The organism is Kribbella sp., from assembly GCF_035655035.1.
Taxonomy (GTDB): domain Bacteria; phylum Actinomycetota; class Actinomycetes; order Propionibacteriales; family Kribbellaceae; genus Kribbella.
This window is the reverse complement of the sequence record NZ_DASRVN010000131.1, coordinates 1-21572: the sequence shown is the minus strand read 5'-3', so window position 1 is coordinate 21572 and position 21572 is coordinate 1. Positions and strand designations below refer to the sequence as shown.

The 21572-nt window shown below is 68.4% G+C and carries 18 protein-coding genes; 9 read left to right on the top strand and 9 right to left on the bottom strand.

Annotation, left to right across the window (positions count from 1 at the left end; genetic code table 11):
- On the bottom strand, positions 1–555 hold a 555-nt coding region (locus tag VFF46_RS07610; protein WP_325036313.1), incomplete at its 3' end, for an SGNH/GDSL hydrolase family protein.
- Between the two features lie 43 nt (positions 556–598).
- On the opposite strand from VFF46_RS07610, the gene VFF46_RS07605 reads away from it, so the two are divergent.
- The 6 genes from VFF46_RS07605 to VFF46_RS07580 all read left to right on the top strand — a co-directional run bounded on the left by VFF46_RS07605 (position 599) and on the right by VFF46_RS07580 (position 9386).
- Positions 599–3643 (top strand): hypothetical protein, encoded by a 3045-nt coding sequence (locus VFF46_RS07605; protein WP_325036312.1) that lies wholly within the window; start codon positions 599–601, stop codon positions 3641–3643.
- A 240-nt stretch (positions 3644–3883) separates the two neighbouring features.
- Complete coding sequence (locus VFF46_RS07600) at positions 3884–5728, top strand: ABC transporter substrate-binding protein (protein WP_325036311.1); 1845 nt, start codon at positions 3884–3886, stop codon at positions 5726–5728.
- Positions 5725–6819, top strand: a complete 1095-nt coding sequence (locus VFF46_RS07595; RefSeq protein WP_325036310.1) for an ABC transporter permease — start codon at positions 5725–5727, stop codon at positions 6817–6819. Before VFF46_RS07600 ends, VFF46_RS07595 begins: the two co-directional genes overlap by 4 nt.
- Before the next feature lie 5 nt (positions 6820–6824).
- Entirely contained in the window at positions 6825–7700 is an 876-nt protein-coding gene (locus VFF46_RS07590) for an ABC transporter permease (RefSeq protein WP_325036309.1), read from the top strand.
- Positions 7693–8502: an ABC transporter ATP-binding protein gene (locus VFF46_RS07585; protein WP_325036308.1), complete on the top strand. Its 810-nt coding sequence runs from the start codon at positions 7693–7695 to the stop codon at positions 8500–8502. Before VFF46_RS07590 ends, VFF46_RS07585 begins: the two co-directional genes overlap by 8 nt.
- On the top strand, positions 8499–9386 hold the full coding sequence (locus tag VFF46_RS07580; protein WP_325036307.1) for an ABC transporter ATP-binding protein: 888 nt from the start codon (positions 8499–8501) through the stop codon (positions 9384–9386). Before VFF46_RS07585 ends, VFF46_RS07580 begins: the two co-directional genes overlap by 4 nt.
- Here the strand turns inward: VFF46_RS07580 and VFF46_RS07575 are convergent, their stop codons facing one another.
- The 3 genes from VFF46_RS07575 to VFF46_RS07565 all read right to left on the bottom strand — a co-directional run bounded on the left by VFF46_RS07575 (position 9387) and on the right by VFF46_RS07565 (position 12949).
- The gene (locus VFF46_RS07575) at positions 9387–10274 is read right to left on the bottom strand and encodes a hypothetical protein (protein ID WP_325036306.1); all 888 of its coding nucleotides are present in this window, start codon (positions 10272–10274) and stop codon (positions 9387–9389) included.
- The gene (locus VFF46_RS07570) at positions 10271–10765 is read right to left on the bottom strand and encodes a SigE family RNA polymerase sigma factor (RefSeq protein WP_325036305.1); all 495 of its coding nucleotides are present in this window, start codon (positions 10763–10765) and stop codon (positions 10271–10273) included. Before VFF46_RS07570 ends, VFF46_RS07575 begins: the two co-directional genes overlap by 4 nt.
- Before the next feature lie 150 nt (positions 10766–10915).
- The gene (locus VFF46_RS07565) at positions 10916–12949 is read right to left on the bottom strand and encodes a phosphocholine-specific phospholipase C (RefSeq protein ID WP_325036304.1); all 2034 of its coding nucleotides are present in this window, start codon (positions 12947–12949) and stop codon (positions 10916–10918) included.
- 205 nt (positions 12950–13154) lie between these two features.
- Between VFF46_RS07565 and VFF46_RS07560 the strand changes: the two genes are divergently transcribed.
- Both VFF46_RS07560 and VFF46_RS07555 read left to right on the top strand, forming a co-directional pair.
- The gene (locus VFF46_RS07560; RefSeq protein ID WP_325036303.1) at positions 13155–14609 is read left to right on the top strand and encodes a hypothetical protein; all 1455 of its coding nucleotides are present in this window, start codon (positions 13155–13157) and stop codon (positions 14607–14609) included.
- A gap of 24 nt (positions 14610–14633) precedes the next feature.
- The gene (locus VFF46_RS07555) at positions 14634–15506 is read left to right on the top strand and encodes a hypothetical protein (RefSeq protein ID WP_325036302.1); all 873 of its coding nucleotides are present in this window, start codon (positions 14634–14636) and stop codon (positions 15504–15506) included.
- Here VFF46_RS07555 and VFF46_RS07550 read toward each other — a convergent pair.
- Positions 15461–16096 (bottom strand): excalibur calcium-binding domain-containing protein, encoded by a 636-nt coding sequence (locus tag VFF46_RS07550; protein ID WP_325036301.1) that lies wholly within the window; start codon positions 16094–16096, stop codon positions 15461–15463. The genes VFF46_RS07555 and VFF46_RS07550 overlap by 46 nt on opposite strands.
- Positions 16097–16227: 131 nt before the next feature.
- On the opposite strand from VFF46_RS07550, the gene VFF46_RS07545 reads away from it, so the two are divergent.
- The gene (locus VFF46_RS07545) at positions 16228–16734 is read left to right on the top strand and encodes a PaaI family thioesterase (RefSeq protein ID WP_325036300.1); all 507 of its coding nucleotides are present in this window, start codon (positions 16228–16230) and stop codon (positions 16732–16734) included.
- On the opposite strand, the gene VFF46_RS07540 is transcribed toward VFF46_RS07545, so the two are convergent.
- The 4 genes from VFF46_RS07540 to VFF46_RS07525 form a co-directional block, all read right to left on the bottom strand.
- Positions 16731–17996: an aminotransferase class I/II-fold pyridoxal phosphate-dependent enzyme gene (locus tag VFF46_RS07540; protein WP_325036299.1), complete on the bottom strand. Its 1266-nt coding sequence runs from the start codon at positions 17994–17996 to the stop codon at positions 16731–16733. The two genes, VFF46_RS07545 and VFF46_RS07540, sit on opposite strands and share 4 nt — an antisense overlap.
- 79 nt (positions 17997–18075) lie before the next feature.
- Positions 18076–20502 (bottom strand): penicillin-binding protein, encoded by a 2427-nt coding sequence (locus VFF46_RS07535; RefSeq protein ID WP_325036298.1) that lies wholly within the window; start codon positions 20500–20502, stop codon positions 18076–18078.
- 124 nt (positions 20503–20626) lie between these two features.
- Positions 20627–20752 (bottom strand): hypothetical protein, encoded by a 126-nt coding sequence (locus VFF46_RS07530; protein WP_325036297.1) that lies wholly within the window; start codon positions 20750–20752, stop codon positions 20627–20629.
- A 22-nt stretch (positions 20753–20774) separates the two neighbouring features.
- The coding region (locus VFF46_RS07525) for a zinc-binding dehydrogenase (RefSeq protein WP_325036296.1) at positions 20775–21572 on the bottom strand (798 nt) is incomplete at its 5' end.

The following is a 21572-nucleotide window of genomic DNA, read 5'->3' as shown; positions in this document are numbered from 1 at the left end:
CGGCAGCTGCTCCTCGTTCAGCGGTACGTCGAGGCGCGGGCGGGTCGACGGACCGACCAGGCTGAGGTAGTCGACGAGCAGGATCCGCGCCTCGGGTGACCGTTCGCGGGCGCGCTCGACGACGGTGGTCAGCGCATCGGTCACGGCCTGATACGACGCGTCGTCCTTGAGGTAGCTGACCCGCGCGCGGATCCGGTTCGCGACCCGGCGGCCGAGGATCGTCGCGGGTTTGGCGATCGTGTTCAGGAAGCTGCCGCGCAGGAACGTCCCGACGTACTCGAGGTCGTTGCCGCCACAGGTGATCGTGATCAGCGCGGTGTCCGCGGTGAGCGCGTCGAGCTGAGGCGGCGCGTCGTTCTGCGGGGTATCGATCAGGTGGGCCGTGGTGGCACCGGAGTACGACACGTCGACGAGGTCGAGGCCGAGCCCGGACGCGACCAGGTGCGCGTAGTTGCTGCCCGAGCGACCCGCCGCCGCGTCCACGATCGGGCTGATCCCCGGCCCGGCCGCGAACGAGCTCCCGAGCGCGACGTACCGACTGCCGGATGCGATCACCGCACCACGATAGACGACAGGCGCCGTCCAGTAGCCTGCCGCCGTGACTGATGACGTGTTCGGTACGGCGGGAATCCGCGAGCGGGTGCTGGCGGCGTGGGCGGCCGCACCGGTGCGCTTCCGCGAGGACGCGAACGCCGAGGAGGAGCTGGTCCTCGGCGGGTACGCCGACCGCGTGATCATCGAGCTGGCCCAGAACGCGGCGGACGCGGCGTTGCGGGCCGGTGCGCGCGGGCGGGTGCTGTACGAACTCCGCAACAACACCCTCGTCGTCGCCAACACCGGCGCCCCACTCGACGCCGAGGGCGTGCAGTCCCTCGCAACCCTCCGAGCCTCCGCCAAGCGGGCCGATACCACCCCGGTTGGGGAGGATCTTGCTCCCGGATCGGGCGGAAATCCTCCCCACCTCCGCGACGGGGACGCTGGGGATGCGTTGGTGGGGCGGTTCGGGGTGGGGTTTTCGGCGGTGCTGGCGGTGACGGACGAGCCGGTGGTGTTGTCGCGGGCGGGTGGGGTGCGGTTCTCGAAGGCGGATACGGCCGCCGCGGTGGGGGAGCTGGCTTCGCTGGGGACGGAGGTTCGGCGGCGGGACGGGCAGGTGCCGGTGTTGCGGCTTCCGTTCGAGGCGGAAGGGGAGCCGCCGGCCGGGTACGACACCGCGGTCATTCTGCCGCTCCGCGACGAGGCCGCGGTCGCGCTCGTACGCCGTCTGCTCGCCGAAGCCGACGACACCCTGCTCCTGGCCCTCCCCGGCCTCGAACGCATCGAGATCGAAACCGAGGACACCCACCAAACCCTCGAACACGCCGAGTCCCGCTGGCACATCCACCGCACCACCGGCATCTTCACCGCCACCGAACGCCAGGCGCTCCTCGCCGACCGCCCCACCGAAGAACGCACCCGCCCGACGTGGTCGGTCGTCTGGGCCCTCCCACGCAGTCAAACATCCGTTCCAGGGGTCGTGCATGCGCCCACACCGACGGACGAACCCCTCTCGCTTCCGGCGTTGCTCTTGGCAACCTTCCCGCTGGACTCGACCCGCCGCCACGTGGCGAAAGGCCCTTTGACGGATCGCCTCGTACAGGAGGCGGCAACGGCGTACGGCGAGCTCCTGCGCCGCCGGTTCGACGACGGGGACGACGTACTGCGGCTGGTCCCGACCGGTCTCGCCTCGGGCGCGGTCGACCGGATGCTGCGCGACGCGATCCGCGCCGTACTACCCGGCGTACCGCTCCTGCGTGCTGTCGACGAATCGGTCATCCGCCCGCGCGACGCCGTCGTCGTAGAAGGTGCGGACGAGGAGTTCGCGGAGGTACTGGCGCCACTTGTGCCGGGGTTGATCTCCGCGCGGCGCGAGGACCGGCAGGCGCTGGATGCCCTGCAGGTACGGCGACTTGAGCTGTCCGAGGTGGTCGACCAGCTCGGGGGAGCGGAGCCGCCGGCCTGGTGGCGCAACCTCTACACGTCCCTCGCAACCATGGTCTCCGACCCGCTCATCCGCGAGTCCCTCGGCACCCTCCCCGTACCGCTGGCCGACGGCCGCCTGGTACGCGGCGCCCGCGGCCTCCTCCTCCCCGGCCCCGAGATCCCGCTGACCACCCTGGAAGCCTTCACCGAGTACGGCGTCCGCGTCGTCCACCCCGACGCCGTGGCCCCACCCCTCGAACGCCTCGGCGCCCTCCTCGCCACCCCACGCACCCTCCTCCAGGACCCCGCCGTCCGCACCACCGTCGAACACGCCGCCGACGACCAGCTGTCCGATCGGCCGGTGGATCCCGACGCGGTCGCGGAGGCGGTGCTTGGGTTGGTTGCGGAGGATCCGGCGCAGGCGGAGGGGCTTTGGTGGTTGTCGGATCTGCTGTTGCGGGATGCGGACGGCGAGCTCGTGCCTGCGAACGCCCTGGTGATCGAAGGGTCGGTTGCGCAGGAGGTTCTTGATCCGGCGGAGGTTTCGCCGGTGGCGGGGGAGTTGGTGGAACGGTACGGGCGGGACCCCTTGGAGGCCGTCGGGGTGCTCAGCACGCTCGGCGTCGTCACGGCGTCCGAGGTCGCGCTCGACCACCTGCCCGAGGTACTCCAGGACCTCGACGGGATCGAGGAGTGGGTGTACGACGTCAGCCCGGACGGTTCGCCGTACGGCGTCGGTGTCGGCGAGCTGCCCGCGATTCGTGACCTCGACTGGGTTGCCGACGGCAACTGGCCGAGAACCCTGGAAATACTCGGATCCGACCCCGAACTGCGCCGCGCGCTCGTCACCCAGGTACGGGTCGTCGGACCGGACGACCAGCCGCGAGGCGTGCCGTCGTACGCCGCCTGGTGGATCCGTGAACACGTCCTCCTCGACGACGGCGAGCCGCTCGCCGGCCGCGCCGACCCGGACGCCGAACCGGTCCTCGCGAGCTTCCTCGACGACGCACCGGCCTGGACCGAACGCCTCGACCAGGAGGTCCGGACCGCGATCGGCCTGGTCCGGGACGTCGGCGACCTGGACGCCGACGGCCTCGCGCTGGTCCTCGACCGGCTCGCCGACCCGGAGCGCGACCTCGACCAGGCGGCGCTCCTCCGGCTCTGGACCCGGCTCGGCACGCTCGCGCTGTTCCCCGGTGACGCACCGGGCCGGGTACGGGTGGTCGACGCGGACGGCGGCACCCGGGTGACGGACGCGGACGACGCGGTGGTCGTGGACAGCCCGATGTGGCTGCAGCGGGACGACCTCGGCTGGTTCGTGATCGGCTCCGGCGCGGCGGCGGACGGGCTCGGCGACCTGTTCGACGTACCGCTCGCCCAGGAAGTTGCGGAAGGCAACATCGACGGTGACGGTACGGCGGCCGGCGTACCGGAGCTCGTCCGCGAACTGGTCCCCGAGGTGCCCGCCACCTGGTGGGAGCACGAGGAGCTGACGGTCGACGGCGTCGAGGTCTCGTGGTGGGTGGACGCCGACGGCGCCCCGCACGCGGCCACCTTCGACGGCCTCGCGAAGGCGCTCGCCTGGGCGGCCGGGCGCTGGGACCGGCGGCATGTGATCCGCGCGGTTCTCAACGAACCGGACCGCGCGGACGAACTTCTGGTCGACGCGGTCTTCGACTGACCGGAACCGGCCGTCCGCCACGCCGCGTGACCGCGTTTGGAAGCGTTTCCGCCTAGGGGCGTCACCCAGAGCGAGCAACGTTGTCATCGGTTGGTATATCGACTGATCTGCGGATATGACGTTGCGGTTCCAACGTAGGAACGAACTCTTGTCAACGTTGTCAACGCTACTTATAGTCCGTGGCACCTCTCGGTCGGTGAACCGCCAGTCCATGCAACGTAAACGGAGGTGACATTCATCATGAATGACGCGCCGCGCCCGCAGTTCGAAGACGTCGAAGATGTCGTCCGCTACCAACTCTCCCGCCGCGGAGCCCTCGGAGCAGGAGCCGCGGCCGCCATGACCGCCTTCCTGGCCGCCTGCTCCGGTGGCGGCGGCTCGTACTCCGACAAGCCGGCGAACGCCAACAACAAGCCAAGCGCCGGCAAGTCCATCCAGATCGGCAAGGCGAACATCCCGGTCCCGCGGGACCAGACCGTGATCGTCGGCCAGGTCGAGTACACGGTCTTCGACAGCTTCAACGGAATGATCCCGAACGGTTCGCCCTCGGGCGCCGGCGTGGAGCTGTCCACCGAACCGCTGTTCTTCCTCAGCTTCGCCACCGGCAAGCTGACGCCGTGGCTGGCGACGGAATACAAGTACAACGACGCCTTCACCGAGCTGACCCTGAAGTTCGACCCGAAGGCGCACTGGAACGACGGCCAGCCGCTCGGAGCGAACGACTTCAAGTTCACGGTGATGCTGCTGAAGGACCGCCCGGACCTCTTCGGTGGTGGCGGTGACCTGAAGGAGTTCGTCAAGTCCGTCGCCGTCCCGGACCCGCACACCGCGGTGGTCACGTTCCTGAAGCCGGCGCCGCGCTTCCACTACAACTTCATCGCTGCGATCTCCGGTGCGCCGAACAACATCATGCCCGAGCACATCTGGAAGTCGCAGGACCCGACGAAGTACAAGGACAACCCGCCGGTCCGCAGCGGCCCGTACAAGCTGAAGACCGCGATCCGGAACCAGAAGATGTTCATCTGGGAGAAGGACCCGAACTACTGGAACAAGGACAAGCTCGACGTCAAACCGCAGTACGTCGTGTTCCAGAGCACGTCGAAGCAGCTCGACCAGGCGTCGCTGGCGTTCGAGCGGGCCGAGTTCGACGTCGGCTCGGTCGACGAGCAGCACGCCAAGCAGCTGCGGAACACCGGCTACCCGAACCTCGTCACGACGCAGTTCCACGACCCGAACCCGCGGGTCTTCTGGCTGAACTGCGATCCGGCGCGCGGGGTGATGTCGGAGCCGAAGATGCGCTGGGCGATCAACTACTGCATCGACCGGCAGAAGATCGGCAACTCGATCTGGCCGGTGAAGGTGCCGCCCGCGCAGTACCCGTGGGCGGACTACCCGACCAACGACAAGTGGAAGAACGACGACCTCGCGAACAAGTACAAGTTCGAGTTCAGCCCGGACAAGGCGACCCAGCTGCTGGACCAGATCGCGCCGAAGAACGCGGCCGGCAACCGGGCGTACAAGGGCAAGGAGATCAACCTCGAGATCATCACGGTCTCGCCGGTCGACGGCCCGGAGTACGCGATCGCGAACCTGCTGAAGACCGAGCTGGGCAAGGTCGGCATCCCGGCGACGCTGCGCAGCCTGGCCGGCAGCGTCCACGACGACAAGTTCCAGCGCGGCGAGTACGACATCGACTCGAACTGGGCCGGCTTCGCGATCGACCCGGTGCAGCTGTACACCGACTGGACCAGCGACAAGTACCAGCCGATCGGCAAGAACTCGGCCGGCAAGAACAAGATGCGGTTCCGCAACCCCGACTTCGACAAGATCATCGACCAGCTGAGCCAGCTGAACCCGGATTCGCCGGAGGCCAAGCCGCTGCTCGACAAGGCGCTGGAGATCTACTTCCAGCAGGTCCCGTTGCTCGCGTCGATCCAGACCGGCTACCCGTCGTACTTCAACACGGCGTTCTGGAAGGACTGGCCGACCGACGACAACCTGTACGAGGTGCCGCTGAACTGGTGGCCGCACTTCATCTTCGTACTCGGCAAGATCAGCGCCACCGGGCAGAAGGGACCGGCGTGACGGCTGAGGCGCCGCCGGTAGCAGCTGTGGACAAGAGCCAGGACTCCGCACCCCGGTCCGGGGCGCGGGCCTGGCTGTCGCGGCATCCGCTGGCGGCGTACGCCATCCGCAGGTTCGGGCTCTACCTGGTGGAACTGTGGGGCGCGCTGACGATCGCGTTCTTCTTCTTCCGGATGATGCCCGGCGACCCGATCCAGACCCTGATCCAGACCCTGCAGCAGAACTACGTCTACAACGCCCAGGCGAGTACCGAGCTGATCGCCCGGTACAAGCACGAGTTCGGCCTCGACGGGAACCTGCTCACCCAGTACTTCAAGTACATGGAGAAGCTGATCCTGCACGGCGACCTCGGGCCGAGTCTGATCAACTATCCGACGCCGGCGCAGACCGTGATCATGCGGTCGTTGCCCTGGACGATCGGCCTGCTCGGGATCTCCGCCGTGCTGGCCTGGATCCTCGGCATGATCATCGGCGCGATCGCCGGCTGGCGGCGCGGCAAGCTCGGCTCCGCGATCGCCACCAACCTGTCGATCGCGCTGTCGCACGTGCCGTACTTCTTCGTCGCGCTGATCCTGGTGTACGTCTTCGCGTACTCGATGGGCGTGTTGCCTGCGAGATCGGCGTACGACTCCAACATCAATCCCGGGATCAGCCTGGCGTTCATCGGCAGTGTGCTGAAGTACGGGTTGCTGCCGGGGTTGTCGATCGTGATCATCGGGACGTTCAGCTGGATCCTGTCCACCCGGATGCTGATGATCCCGATCCTCGGCGAGGACTACCTGGTGTACGCCGAGGCGAAGGGCCTGAAGGGCTCCCGGATCCTGACCCGGTACGCGCTGCGGAACTGCTACCTGCCGCAGATCACCGCGTTCGGGATCTCGCTGGGCTTCATCTTCAACGGGAACGTGCTGGTCGAGCAGCTGTTCAACTACCCGGGTCTCGGGACGACCCTGGTCACGGCGATCCAGCAGCTCGACTTCAACACGATCCTCGGGGTCACCGACATCGCGATCTTCTCGGTACTGACCGCCGTCCTGCTCCTCGACCTCCTGCTCCCGCTGCTCGACCCGCGGGTCAAGTACTGGAAGTGATGACGATGAGACTTCTGACCGCGGTACTGCGAACGATCCGGAACAGCCGGCGGCTCGCGACCGGCCTGATCATCCTCGGCGTGCTGGTCCTGCTGGCTCTGTTCAGCCCGTTGATCGCGAAGGCGATCGGCGGCGGCCAGGACCCGATCGAGCTGGCGGCGTACGACCGGTGGCTGGTGCCGGGGCCGAAGCACCTGCTCGGCACCGACCAGTTCGGCCGGGACGTGTTCGCGATGGTGGTGAAGGCGCTCGCGGTGTCCCTGCAGATCGGGGCGATCGCCGGCGTGATCTCGACCGTCGTCGGCGTGATCGTGGCGTTCGTCGCCGGGTACAAGGGCGGCTGGATCGACGGCATCCTGTCCACGTTCACCGGGATCCTGTTGGTCATCCCCACATTCCCGCTGCTGATCGCGCTCTCGGCGTACGCGAAGAACGTCAGCCTGTTCCAGGTCGGGGTGATGATCTCGATCTTCTCCTGGCCGTTCGCGGCCAAGACTATCCGGTCGCAGGTGCTCTCGCTGCGAACCCGGCCGTACGTCGATCTTGCCCGGGTCAGCAAGGCCCGCGACATCGAGATCATCGTCACCGAGCTGCTGCCGAACCTGCTGCCGTTCATCGGCGTCGGGTTCGCCTCGTCGGCGCTCGGCGCGATCTTCGGACTGGTCGGGCTGGAGATCATCGGCCTCGGGCCGGGCGGCGTGATCGACCTGGGCCAGATCATCTTCAACGCGATCGGCACCGGCGCACTGACCCTCGGGGCGTGGCCGATGTTCGTGGTCCCGATCGCGCTGCTGACGCTGCTGTTCGCGGCGCTGAACATGGTGAACATCGGCCTCGAAGAGGTCTACAACCCGCGACTGAGGGGAGTGGCCGGTGAATAACGTTCTCGAGGTGAAGGGCCTGGAGGTCGTGTACTCGACGAACCGCGGCGACGTGCAGGCGGTCCGCGGGATCGACCTCGACGTGCACCGGGGCGAGATCCTCGGGATCGCGGGGGAGTCGGGCAGCGGGAAGAGCACGCTCGCGGTCGCGCTGCTGCGGCTGCTGAAGGCGCCGGGCAAGGTGACCGGCGGCTCGGTGATGTTCCACCCGGCGGGACGCTCGCCGGTGGATCTGCTGAAGGTGCACGGCGAGCAGTTGCGGGTCCTTCGGTGGTCGGCGTTGTCCTACCTCCCGCAGGGCTCGATGAGCTCGCTGAATCCGGTGATGCGCGTCCAGGACCAGTTCAAGGACGTGATCCTGGAACACGCGCCGGGCCGCAAGGACTCGCTCGGCGAGATGATTCCGCGACTGCTCGAACAGGTCGGCCTGGAGGCGCGGGTCGGCAAGATGTACCCGCACGAGCTGTCCGGCGGGATGAAGCAGCGGGTACTGATGGCGATCGCGGTCGCGCTCGAACCGGACCTGGTGATCGCGGACGAACCGACCACCGCGCTGGACGTGACGATCCAGCGGGTGATCCTGCAGTCGCTGGCCGATCTGCGCACCGACTTCGGCGTGACGCTGATGGTGATCTCGCACGACATGGGCGTGCACGCGCAGCTGGCGGACCGGGTCGCGGTGATGTACGAAGGCCAGTTGGTCGAGGTCGGCGACGTACGGCAGGTGTTCAAGGATCCGCAGGATCCCTATACCCGGCAGCTGATCGACTCGATCCCGCAGGTCGGAAGGAAGGCGTCATGAAGTCGGAACTCGAACTCAGGGGCGTCGAGCAACGATTCCACGCCCGCGACGTGACCGGCGGCTACCTGACCGCGGTCGACGACGTGAGCTTCACACTGGCCGCGTCGCCGCCGCAGATCGTCAGCCTGGTGGGCCAGAGCGGCAGCGGCAAGAGCACGATCGCCAGGAACGTGCTCGGCCTGCAGAAGCCCACGGCCGGGTCGGTGCTGTACGGCGGCAAGGACATCTTCAAGCTGACGCGGGCCGAGTACGACGAGTACCGGCGCGACGTACAGCCCGTCTTCCAGGACCCGTACGCGATCTTCAACCCGTTCTACCGGGTCGACCGGGCGCTCTGGAAGGCGGTCAAGAAGTTCAAGCTCGCCGACAGCCGGGCGAAGGGGCTGGAGCTGATCGAGGAGTCTCTGCGCGCGGTCCGGCTGGAGCCGGAGAACGTGCTCGGCCGGTACCCGCACCAGCTGTCCGGCGGTCAGCGCCAGCGGATCATGCTGGCCCGCGTGCACATGCTGAAGCCGTCGTTCATCATCGCCGACGAACCGGTGTCGATGCTGGACGCCCAGGTCCGCAAGCACTTCCTGGACATCCTGCTGGACTTCCAGCGCGAGCACGGCATGACCACGCTGTTCATCACCCACGACCTGTCCACGGTGTACTACCTCGGCGGCGAGGTGATGGTCATCACCAAGGGCAAGATCGTCGAACGCGGCCCGGTGGCGACGGTGATGCACGAGCCGTCGCACGCGTACACCAAGCTGCTCCTCGACTCCATCCCCCAACCCGACCCCGACCAGCGCTGGACCACCCGCATCGCTGTGGACGAGCTCGACCACCTCGACGACCAGACCCCGGGCGACGCGACCGCACCGGAGGTGCCGATCATCTGATCACGTGCTGATCTTGAACTTCGCCGCAGCCGCCAGCTCGGCCAGCTGGCGGCTGGTGAACACCGGTTGCGTCAGCGGCGATCGCCCCGAGTCGTTGATCTTCTTCGCCTGGGCGAGGTAGACGACGGTGCCGTCGTCGTACCGGTAGGCGGCCCACTGGTCGAAGCTGCCGTTGCCCTTGGTCGTCAGTACGCCGACCTTCTTGCCGCCGACGTCCAGGACGGCGCAGGCACCGCTCCCACCCGAGAACTTCCGCGCCAGCGTGCATGCGTCCGTCGCGGGTTTCCCGTCGGGCGTGGTCGACTGCACCAGCAGCCGCCCTACGCGGTCGCCTTTCTGCACCGGGATGCTGGCGGCGTACTCCCAGTAGTCCTGCTCGCCGTCATTGGACGCGTACTGGCTCTGCGGCGACCTCATCGACAGGCCGTCCGGATACTTCAGATCCGGTGCGCTGAACCCCTGCGGTAACGAGGCGCTCAGATCGTTCATCAGCGTCACGGCCCGTTGGGCGCGCGGACCCGCGGTGGCCGTGCGGTCCACCTGGCCCTCGGGCCACGGGTCGCCGGACTTCCGCGTCTTCGGGGCCGCCGTGGGGACCCGAGTGGCGGCGGACCACGGGATCGACGACGGGACGGCCGACGGCTGCGTCGTACCGGTGCCTGCCACCAGCTGGCCCACCGATCGGTGACCGGTGTAGTTCGTGACCAGCACGGGACCGCCCACGGCGCCGACCACCAGCGTGCCGGCGGCGACCCCGGCCCACGCCGCCCGGCGTCGCTTGCGCGCCTGGTGGGCCTGCTCCAGAGCGCGCGCCGGATCCATCGGCGCCGGCGGGCGGCTGCGCACGATCACGTCGTGGAATGCCTCGTTGAGATCCTCTTCGTTCATCGAACCCTCTCCTGTTCCAGTAACCCCCGCAGCGTCGCCAGCCCGCGGGCGGCCTGACTCTTGACATTCCCGGTCGAGCAGTCGAGCAGCGCGGCGGTCTGCTCGACCGACTGGTCCTCCCAGTACCGCAGGACGAGCACGGCACGTTGCCTCGGCGGCACCTTGACGAGTGCCTCCAGCAACACCAGCCGTTCGTCGGCGAGGTCGGGCGACAGCCCGGCCCGGTCGGTCGGCTCGAAGTCGACCGACTCGTGCCGGAACCACCCGCGGCGCCGCTCGGACAGGAATGTCCGGACAAGCGTCTGCCTGGTGTAGGCGTCCATGGCCCCGTGCCGCTGGATCCGCCGCCACGCCAGGTAGATCTTCGTGAACGTCTGCTGGACCAGGTCCTCCGCGCGATGCCAGTCGCCGCAGAGCAGGTACGCGGTACCGCGCATGGCATCGGAACGTGCCGCGAAGTACGCCTCGAACTCGGCGTCCCGATCACTCATCTGCTCTCCCATCCTCGATTCCGGGTTAAACACGCCTGCCGGAGCGAAGTTGGTTGCATCGCGGTACGAGGGAATTACGAGAAAGAGCTGTAGCCGGACAGGAGGGTAGACATCCTGTCCAGCTACAGCTCGCGTCGCAACCGAGTTGGGTCAGACGGTCTTGATGGCAGGGTCGCTGACGCCCGGGGTGCCGGTTTCGACGTGGCCGGCGAGGCGGCGGAGGTACGTCGGGTCGTCGGGGGTCGTGACGGATACGTCGTACCAGCGGGCCGTGGTGGTGACGGCGTACCGCGTGGTGCCCTTGGCGAGGTTGAGCGTCCGGGGCGCGCCGCCGTACGCGCTGGTGATCGTGACGCGGCGGGCCGTGCCGGAGGTGAAGGTGAGGTCAACCTGGCCGGTGTGGGCGTTCTCGCGGGCGGTGAGTTCCAGGTTGGTGGCGGGCTTGCCCTTGAAGGTGCGGAGGAAGCCGTTCGGGCCGTGGACGGTGAGGTCGGTGACGCCGGCCGAGTAGATCGGGTTCCAGGTGTCGGCGACGGTCTTGCCGGCCTCGGTGGTGTACGTCCACGGGCCGTCGGTGCGGTTCGCGGACGTGATCAGGAACTGGGCGCCGGCGTGCGGGCCGGAGCTGAAGGTCAGCCGGTACTTGCTGCCGGCAACGGCTCCGTCGACGACCGGTGCGTAGGGCAACGGGCGGGTGAGCCGGCGGCCGCGTTCCTGGGCCGGGAGCTGGCCCACCGCGGGCGGCGTCGGCACGTAGTCCGGGTGCCGCTTGTTGTCCGGCGGCTGGTACGCGCTCGTGTCCGGGAGCTGGGCCGGCCGCGTGGTCGACGTACCGAAGTCGAACGCGGACGTCAGGTCGCCGCAGACTGCGCGCCGCCAGGGCGAGATGTTCGGCTCGTGGACGCCGAAGCGGGTCTCCATGAAGCGGATGATCGACGTGTGGTCGAAGACCTCCGAGCACGTGTAGCCGCCGGTGCTCCACGGCGACACCACGAGCATCGGGACCCGCTGGCCGAGACCGTACTGGCCGTGCGCGGCCTTCGCGCCGGTGTACAGGTCCGCCGCGGGGTCGACCGTCGACAGGCCCTGGTTGGCGTCCATCGGCGGGTACGGCGGTACGACGTGGTCGAAGAAGCCGTCGTTCTCGTCGTACGTGATGAACAGCGCGGTCTTGCTCCACACCTCGGGGTTCGCGGTGAGCGCATCGAGGACCTGGGAGATGTACCAGGCGCCGTAGTTGGCCGGCCAGTTCGGGTGCTCGGTGAACGCCTCGGGCGCCGCGATCCAGGAGATCTTCGGCAGTTTGTCGGCCTTGACGTCGGCGGCGAGCTGGGCGAACAGGTTCTCGCCGGCCTTGGCGTTCGTGCCGGTGCGGGCCTTGTCGTACAAGGGGTTCCCGGGCTGCGCGTTGCGGTAGTTGTTGAAGTAGAGCAACGAGTTGTCGCCGTAGTTGCCGCGGTACGCGTCGTCGATCCAGCCCCAGCCGTGGGCGCCGTCGAGGCCGTCACCGATGTCCTGGTAGATCTTCCACGACACGCCGGCCTTCTCGAGCCGCTCGGGGTACGTCGTCCAGCCGTAGCCGGCCTCGTCGTTGCCGAGCACCGGTCCACCGCCGGTACCGTCGTTGCCGGTGTAGCCGGTCCACAGGTAGTACCGGTTCGGGTCGGTCGAGCCCATGAACGAGCAGTGGTACGCGTCGCAGAGCGTGAACTTGTCCGCGAGCGCGTAGTGGAACGGGATGTCCTCGCGGGTCAGGTACGCCATCGTGGTCGGCGTCTTCGCCGGGATCCATTGGTCGTACCGGCCGCCGTTGAACGCCGTGTGCGCGTCCGGCCAGCTGTGCGCGAGATCCTGGATGAACTGCAGCCCGAGGTTGTCCGCCTGCGGCCGGAACGGCAGGATCTCCTGACCGAGCGCGTTCTTCTGGTAGTACGTCGGCTTCCCGCTGGGCAGCGTCACCGGCCGCGGATCGCCGTACCCCCGAACGCCGTTGAGCGTACCGAAGTAGTGGTCGAACGAACGGTTCTCCTGCATCAGTACGACGATGTGCTCGACGTCCTGCACGGTACCGAACCGGCGATGCGCGGGAATCGCCGCGGCCTGCTCGATACTGTTCGCCATCGCAGCAAACGCAGCCGACGCACCCGCCAACTGCAAAAACCTCCGACGATTGATATCAGGCATCTCAGTCTCCTAGTCGGCTCGGACCGCGCCTTCGCACGATTCACCCACTACTTGTCCGGCAGTAGACCACGAGATGGCGCCCGGATGTACCCGCGGCTGCCGCAATCCCACCATCACGGGCTGACGGCGACCGGTCGTTCGGGCTGCGGATGCCCCTCGGAGCGGTCACAATTGGTCCAACACCTCGTGACCGAGAGCGATGCCGATGAGCTACCAGCAGTACCCGCCGCCACAGGGCCTGCCGTACCCCGGACCGGCCCCGAAACTCCCCGACCGCCGGCCCCGCGACCCACTGGCCGTTGCCCTGGGCAACGCTTCGCTGCTGGGTCTCGGGTACTTCCTGATCCGCCGCTGGCTCTTCGGCGCCCTCGGCCTCGTCGGTACGGCGGTCCTGGTCGTCCTGCTGTGCACGCAACGGAAGACCGGCTACGAGTTCGCGCTGATCGGCTGGGGCGTGCTGCAGGTCGTCCACGGCTGGTTCCTCGCCCAACGCCACCCGGTGCGCGCGGCAGACCTCACCAAGCGGCTGGTCGCGCTCGGCGTCACGGTGCTGGTGTTCGCGGGCGTCGCCTTCGAGCGGTACGACGTACACCGGATCGACAAGGAGGCCGTCGCGGCACGGCAGGCCGGCGACTGCGGCGGCGTCCGCGCGGCCAAGGCGAAGTACGGCGTCGGGCACCGGATCGGTGACGCGCCGCGGACCGTCCGGGTCGAGACCGACACGACGGCGTGCGACAAGGTCGACGCCGCCGCGGCCGTACTGCGGAGCGCCGGGCCGGAGGCCGACACCGATCGGCTGCAGGTGGCGTTCGGGATGCTCACCGCGGTCGCCGAGCGGCCCGAGCAGGAGCCGATCACCCGGACCGCGCTGAACGACTTCCTGCACGGACTGCCGCTGAAGGACGCGTGCCAGACGGTCACGATCACCGAGTGGCTGCGCGGACGGCCCAAGGCAGGCAACCTGCTCGACGAGGCGAAGCAGGTCATCCCGCGGATCGAGCCGGACGCGCTGCTCGGCTGCGGCAACGCCAAGCTGGCGAAGTCCGACTGGACGGGTGCGCGCAGTACCTACGTCCAGCTGGTGCAGCGGTACCCGCACGCCAAGCAGTCGGACGGAGCGCGCGCCGGGATCAAGAAGGCCGACTACGAGATCCTGCAGGCGCAGATCCAGGCCGAGCTGGCCCGCGTACGTGAGCTGGTCAGCTCGGGTCAGTACTGCTCGACGCCAGCCAAGTACAGCCCTGCCCCGAAGCTGCGCTCCGGGCTCAACCGGGCGGTGTTCGCGGGCAAGACCGACTACACGAGCAAGCTGCCGTCCCAGTGGAAGGGCACCACGGCCGACAACGCCGCGATGGTGATCTGCGCGGGCGAGGACACGCAGGGTGCGGCGGTCCGGACCTGCCCGTACCGGCCGTTCGTCGGCGGCGGCACCGGCATCCACTACGTGACGTTCCACAAGATCTCGGTCCCGGTGCAGGTGTACGAGCTGCGCACCGGCCGGCTGATCCAGAAGACGTCGGTGCAGATCTCCGGCGCGGTGTGCCCGGCGACGATCTCGTACACGACGTTCAACGGCGTCGGCGCCCCCGACCCGGACCAGTACGTGCGAGCTTCCACCAGCAACATCCAGGAAGCGTTCCGGCCGCTCGTCGTGCGATAGTTCTTGTGGCAGAAGGGTCCTGCGATGACTGAGCCGGCGGGGTACTCGATCAAGACCTACCGCTACCTGCGGATGGCGATGGTGGCGATGATCGTGATGCTCGCCGCGGCGGTGCTGATCGAGTGGTCGAAGACCTCGCCGCACTGTCTGCAGACATCGATCAGCGCGTACTACTACACGCCGGTCCGGGCGATCTTCGTCGGCGGGCTGATCACGATCGGCGTCTGCATGGTGGTGCTGAAGGGCAACACCGAGACCGAGGACATCCTGCTGAACGTGGCCGGCATCCTGGCGCCTGGTGTCGCGCTGGTGCCGACGCCGGGGCAGGGCACGTGCCACTCGGTGCCGGTGGTGCTCGGCGACGCGGCGGCCAACGTCTCGAACAACATGCTCGCGCTGTTCGTGGTCGGCGTACCGTGCCTGCTGCTGACCGCGTACTTCATCGTCCGCGACCGGCTCCGGGAGCCCGGCGCGTGGACGCCGGCGTACGTGCTCGGGCTCGGCGTCGCGGTGCTGGTGTTCGGCGGCGGGCTCGGCTGGTTCCTGGTCGACCGGTCCGGGTTCATCGGGCACGCGCACTACGCGGCCGCGATCGTGATGTTCGCGTGCATCGTCGCGGTCGTGGTGGTGAACGCGGAACAGCTCCGCCGCAAGCACGGCGTCCCGCGGTCGCGGGCCAACCGGTACTCCGTGATCGCGGTCGCGATGGTCGTCGTACCGCTGCTCATGGTCGCCTGGGCGAAGCTGTTCGGCTGGGCGCACGCGGTGCTCGGGATCGAGGCCACGCTGATCCTGCTGTTCGCGGCGTTCTGGATCATCCAGACGGAGGAGCTGTGGAACGAGGGCGTCCGTCAGGAGTTCCCGCGATCACCGCAGGCCACGCCGTCGCCGTTGTGATCCAGGGCCTCGGAGTAGCCGGGGTCGCCGCGGTGCAGCGGCGCCTTGCCGGCGGCACGGACCTCGGCACAGTTCTTGTAGACCACCACGCTCGGGGTCGGCGGCGGTGGCACGACAGTTGGTGTCCGCGTCGGTACGGGCGTTGGCGTCGGCGTTGATGTCTTCACCGTCGGCCGTACCGTGGTTCGTGCCGGGATGGGCGTCGGGGTACTGGCGATCAACCGGACAGGGTGTTCCGTACGTCGTGGCGTCGGTGCAGGCGTTGGTGTCCGCGTGACCGGCACCGACTTCACCGGTGTGCTCGCGCGGTACAACGGTGCCGTACCGGTCGGTTGACCGCTTCCGAACGGGTTCACCAGTACCAGCAGCATCAGCGCGACGGGCACTACGACGATCGTGAGCGCCGTCGTCCGGCGCGGTCCGCCGTACCGTCCGATCGGTCCGCGGACCGGTCTGCCGTGCTGGTTCACCCAGAATGCCCAGCGTGCGGGTGGTGCCGGCCAGGTCTCCGGCGGCTGCCAGCGGCGCGGCGGTTGCCAGTCCGGTCGCGGTGGTGCGGGCCAGTCCGGCGGTGTGTTGAACTGCTTCACTTCGATCCTCCCCGCGAGAGCCTAGCGAGCGCGGGGGAGGCCGAACAGTTTCATACGTTTGTCCCCGGAGGCGACGCCCCGAGAGCTAAGTCTCGTTGACAGACTTAGCCGGCGGGTGTGAGGCTCGGTCCATGACGGAGACTCAGCAGGGTGTGCGGAGCCGGACCTTCGAATGGACGGATCCGGCGGCGACGGCGGCCCGGCTCGGACGGTCGTCCGGGCTGGAGATGCTGCGGGCGATGCGCGACGGCGACCTCCCGGCACCGCCGATCCTGCACCTGGTCGGCGGGACCGGGCTCGAGGTGGAGGAGGGCAAGGTGACCGTGCTGATGCCGGCCGCCGAGTTCCACTACAACCCGCTCGGCACCGTGCACGGCGGCGTCATCGCCACCCTTCTCGACACGGCCGCCGGCTGCACCGTTCACTCGACCCTGCCGGCCGGCGTCGGCTACACGTCGCTGGACCTGATGACACGGTTCATCAAGCCGGTCACGGTCGAGTCCGGCGTACTCCGCTGCGAGGGCGGGATCATCAGCCGCGGTCGTCGTACGGCGATCGCCGAGGCGCACCTGTACGACGAACGCGGCAAGCTCCTCGCCCACGCAACGTCGAACTGCCTGCTCTTCGACCTGCCTTAGTGGGCCTGATCCGCCAGCAGCTTCTCCGAGGCGACCAGGCGGACGCAGGTCGCCAGGCCGGTGATCGCGGCCTCGACCTCGGGGAGCTCCGGGTACGTCGGGGCGATCCGGATGACCTGGTCGGTCGGGTCGTCGCCGTACGGATGGGTGGCGCCGGCCGGGGTGATCGCGATGCCGGCCGCCTTCGCCTTGGCGACCACCTCGCGGGCGCAGCCCTCGGGCACCTGCAGGCTGACGAAGTACCCACCGGCGGGCGCGGTCCAGGACGCGAGACCGGTGCCGCCGAGCTCCGCGGCGAGGATCTTGTCGACCGCGTCGAACTTCGGCCGGATCAGCGCGGCCAGCGTCCGCATGTGCTCGTGCAGGCCGTCGGCGTCGCGGAGGAACTGGACGTGCCGGAGCTGGTTGATCTTGTCCGGTCCGATGCTGCGCTTGACCGTGTGGCTCAGCCACCACTTGATGTTGTCCGGGGACGACCCGAAGAACGCGACACCGGCGCCGGCGAAGGTGATCTTCGAGCTCGACCCGAACACGAACGCCCGGTCCGGGTGTCCGTTCTCCGCGCACAGCGCGAGCACGTCGGCCAGCTGCGCGGGGGAGTCGGTCAGGTGGTGTACGGCGTACGCGTTGTCCCAGAAGATCCGGAAGTCCGGCGCCGCGGTCTCCATCGCGGCCAGCCGGCGCACGGTCTCGTCGGAGTACACCGTGCCGTCCGGGTTGCTGTACTTCGGCACGCACCAGATGCCCTTGATCGCGGCGTCCCCGGCGACCAGCCGCTCGACCACGTCCATGTCCGGGCCCTCGGGCGTCATCGGCACCGGGATCATCCTGATGCCGTACCGCTCGCAGATGCCGAAGTGCCGGTCGTACCCCGGAACCGGGCAAAGGAACGTGAGTCCCTCGACGTCGGCCCACCGGGTCTCCGCGCCCGGGACCTTCCCGAGCAGCGCGAACACGACCGCGTCGTGCATCAGCTCGAGGCTTGAGTTCCCCGCCGCGAGCAGCTGGTCCACCGGAACCTGCAGGTCTTCGGCGAAGATCGCCCGTACCTCGGGCAGCCCGTTCAGCCCGCCGTAGTTTCGCAGGTCGGTCCCGTCCGCAGCCACCGGGTCGCCGCTGAGCCCGAGCACCCCGTTCGCCGCGTCGAGCTGCTTGGGGGACGGCTTCCCGCGCGTCAGATCCAGCTTGAGCCCCTTCGCCACCAGCGTCTCGTAATCCTGGCGCGCACGCTCAACCTGGGCAGTCAGCTCATCGACACTCACGGGGAGTCCTTTCACAAGTACTTGGTGTTGGCCCAAGCCTAGTGACTACCCGCGGACGCCTGATCTCAAGGGTGCGGAGTCAGCCGTGTTTGCACTTCGGCCACTGCGGGCTCCCCGGGAAACAGGTCGGCACGTTCGGCGGCGGCTTGATCGTCGGCGGGGGTACGGGTGGGGTCACCGGGGGAGTGACCGGCGTGGACGGGGGTGTGGTCGGCTGGGCCTTGCTGCCGTTGGAGATGAAGAGGGTGATCGTCGCGCCGGCGGGGGCGCCGTCCTCCTGGCGGGGGTTGGTCCAGGCGACGGTGCCGTTGGGGGCGTCGGAATCGACCCGCGCGCCGTGGTCCATCTGGGCCTTGAAGCCCATCGACAGCAGCTTCGCGGCCGCGGCGGCCGGGGTCAGGCCCTTCAGGTTCGGCAGGTCCTTGACGTTGCCGCGGATGATCTTGTCGTCGGCCTTCACGAACTTCGTCGACGGCAGGCCCTGCAGCGCGAGCTGCATCGCGCTCTCCCAGATCGGGCCCGCGGTACCGGAACCGGACGAGGCTTTGAGCGTCTTGCCGTTGAAAATCTGACCGGTGATGTCCTGGATCCGCGGGTCGGCGTCCGCGACGACGGACGCCGCGGCGAGCCGCGACGAGTAGCCGGCGAACCAGACCGCCAGGTTGTTGTTGACGGTACCGGTCTTGCCCGCCAGGTCGCTGTTGCCGAACTTCAGCTTGCCACCCGTACCACCCTTGGCCATCACCTGCTGCAGCACGTAGTTGACACCGTCCGCGACGCCCGGCGACAGCACCCGGTGGCAGTTCGGACCCGGGGTCGGGATCTGCTTGCCGGTCTTCAGCGAGGTGATCGCCGTGATCACCTGCGGGCTGCAGTACATGCCGCGGGCCGCGAAGGTCGCGTACGCGTTGGACAGCATCAGCGGCGTGACGTTACCGGCCGAGCCGAGCGTGTACGACACCACCTGCTTGAGCGGTTTCAGCAGCTGGCCGTCGAACATGCCGAGCTGGTTGGCGATCGTGGCGATCGGGCAGAGGCCGATCTGCTGGGACAGCTGCAGGAAGTACGTGTTGGTCGAGGCGCGGGCCGCGTCCACCATCGACGGGTCGAGGATCGTCTTGGTCGAGTTCTTCGGGGTGTAGTTGGCGGCCGACGTCGGGCCGTTGCAGGTCTCGAAGTTCTTGCCGCTCAGGTCGATGGTCTGCGGGGAGCGGATCCGGTACGTCGTGGGCACGCCGCGGGCGATCGCGGCGGCGATCGTGAACGCCTTCATCGTGGACCCGTTCTGGAACCCGCCGAAGCCGCCGGGGTAGGACTTCTCGACGTTGTAGTTGTACGCCGTCTGCCCCTTCTTCGCGCCGTACGGGCGGCTCTGCGCCATCGCCTTCACCAGGCCGGTGTTCGGCTCGACCATGGTGATCGCGCCGACCACGTCGTCGGTGGGTTTGGAGTGCTCCGCGATCGACGTCTCGGCGGCCTTCTGGGCCTTCAGGTCGAGGGAGGTCCTGATCACCAGGCCGGAGGTCTCGATGTAGTTCTCGCGTTCCTCCTTGGTCTTGCCGAACGCGTTGTTCTCCTTCAGCTTCGCCATCACGTACTCGCAGAAGAACGGGTACTTCGAGTTGGCGCAGCCGTTCGGGACGACCTTGACCTTGGCCGGGTCGATGACCGGGGTCTTGATCGCGTCCTGGGCCTGCTTGGCGGTGATGATGTTCAGTTCCTGCATCCGGCGCAGCACCACGTCCCGGCGGGCCTTGGCGCGCTTCGGGTTGTCGATCGGGTCGTAGCCGGTCGGGTTCTTCACGATCCCGGCCAGCATCGCGGCCTGCGGCAGGTTCAGCTTGGCGGCGTGGACGCCGAAGTAGTGCATGGCCGCGGCGTCGACGCCGTACGAGCGGCTGCCGAAGAAGGCGAGGTTCAGGTAGCCGTTGAGGATCTGCCCCTTGGTCATCTGCTTCTCGACCGCGATGGCGTAGCGCAGTTCGGCGATCTTCCGCTCGTAGGTCTCGGCGGTGGCCGCCTTGACCTCGTCCGGCGTGCGGGCCTTGTTGATCAGGCTCTGCTTCACGTACTGCTGGGTAATACTCGAACCGCCCTGCTGGACGCCGCCGGACGAGTTGTTCCGCAGCAGCGCCCGCAGCGTGCCCTTGAAGTCGATGGCGCCGTGCTCGTAGAAGCGGTTGTCCTCGATCGCGACGATCGCCTTCAGCATGATCGGGCTGATCTGCTTCAGCGTGACCGGCGTCCGGTTCTGCTGGTACAGGGTCGCGATCACGTGGCCCTCGGCGTCCTGGATGATCGACTTCTGCGCCAGCGGTGCCGTCTCCAGGTCCTGGGGGAGGTACTGGACCGAGTCGTGTGCCTTCGCCGTGGTGACACCGACCAGGCCGGCGAACGGGAGGGCCAGTCCGGCGGTCAGCGCTCCGGCCACCGCGCTGGCCACCAGGAACATGAACACCGACCACACGACGTTGGGCCGCCTGGCCCGCCGCTCGCCTCTGTGCATGGTTGGGCAGGTTACGTGAGGTGAGGGCTTTCCGGGAGTCTCCTCGTTACGGAATTTACACATTAAGCCAACGATCTCACCTTCGGTGACCATCGCCTCACTGCGTGCCGACGTTTCCCGGTGCTCAGGCACCGCTCCAGACGACCACGTCGAAGACCGCCCGGTGGCCCATACCGTACTCGTCGTCCGGCAACGCCGTGACGCGGAGCCGGGCGATGGCTTCTGAGGCTAGCAGTCGGTGACGGTCCAACCGCCGTGAGTGTCGTGTCGCGTCAGGGCTGGATCAGCACCTTGAGGGCGGTCCGGGCGTCCATCGCGGCGTACCCGTCCGGGATGCCGTCGAAGTCGACCGTACGGTCGAAGACCTTGCCCGGGGAGGCGGTGCCGTCGAGCACGCCGGGGAGCAGGCGCTCGATGTACGCCCGCGCCGGGGCCGGGCCGCCGGTGAGCGTGACGTTCGGCAGGAACAGCGTGCCGAATCCGATCGGCGCCTCGTCGTACTGCGGGGCCCCGACCCGGCTGATCACCCCGCCCGGCCGGACGACGCCGAGGGCCTGCTCGTACGCCGGCAGATGCCCGACCGCCTCGAGTACGACGTGCGTACCGTCGCCGCCGGTCAGCTCGCGGACCTTCTCGATCCCCTCCGGACCGCGCTCCGCCACCACGTCGGTCGCGCCGAACTCGACCCCGAGGTCGGTACGGTCCTTGTGCCGGCCCATCAGCACGATCCGCTCGGCCCCGAACTGCTTCGCCGCGAGGACGGCGAGCAGCCCGACCGCGCCGTCGCCGATCACCGTGACGCTGGTCCTCGCCGACACGCCGCCCTTGAGCGCCGCGTGGTACCCGGTGCCGTAGACGTCGGACAGCGTCAGCAGCGACGGCAGCAGCGCCGGGTCCGCCCCGCCGGGGACCTTGACGAGTGTCCCGTCCGCCTGCGGTACGCGGACCGCCTCCGCCTGGCACCCGCCCACGCCGTTCGCGTTCCAGAACCCACCGTGCCGGCAGGACGTCTGCAGGTCCTCCCGGCAGAAGTCACAGGTCCCGTCCGACCACGCGAACGGCGCGATGAC

What these genes read in the sequence shown, in the direction of transcription:
- VFF46_RS07600 (WP_325036311.1), top strand. Translation starts at nt 3,884, where the DNA reads ATGAATGACGCGCCGCGCCCGCAGTTCGAAGACGTCGAAGATGTCGTC.
- VFF46_RS07590 (WP_325036309.1), top strand. Translation starts at nt 6,825, where the DNA reads ATGAGACTTCTGACCGCGGTACTGCGAACGATCCGGAACAGCCGGCGG.
- VFF46_RS07580 (WP_325036307.1), top strand. Translation starts at nt 8,499, where the DNA reads ATGAAGTCGGAACTCGAACTCAGGGGCGTCGAGCAACGATTCCACGCC.
- VFF46_RS07575 (WP_325036306.1), bottom strand. Translation starts at nt 10,274, where the DNA reads ATGAACGAAGAGGATCTCAACGAGGCATTCCACGACGTGATCGTGCGC.
- VFF46_RS07570 (WP_325036305.1), bottom strand. Translation starts at nt 10,765, where the DNA reads ATGAGTGATCGGGACGCCGAGTTCGAGGCGTACTTCGCGGCACGTTCC.
- VFF46_RS07565 (WP_325036304.1), bottom strand. Translation starts at nt 12,949, where the DNA reads ATGCCTGATATCAATCGTCGGAGGTTTTTGCAGTTGGCGGGTGCGTCG.
- VFF46_RS07560 (WP_325036303.1), top strand. Translation starts at nt 13,155, where the DNA reads ATGAGCTACCAGCAGTACCCGCCGCCACAGGGCCTGCCGTACCCCGGA.
- VFF46_RS07555 (WP_325036302.1), top strand. Translation starts at nt 14,634, where the DNA reads ATGACTGAGCCGGCGGGGTACTCGATCAAGACCTACCGCTACCTGCGG.
- VFF46_RS07545 (WP_325036300.1), top strand. Translation starts at nt 16,228, where the DNA reads ATGACGGAGACTCAGCAGGGTGTGCGGAGCCGGACCTTCGAATGGACG.
- VFF46_RS07535 (WP_325036298.1), bottom strand. Translation starts at nt 20,502, where the DNA reads ATGCACAGAGGCGAGCGGCGGGCCAGGCGGCCCAACGTCGTGTGGTCG.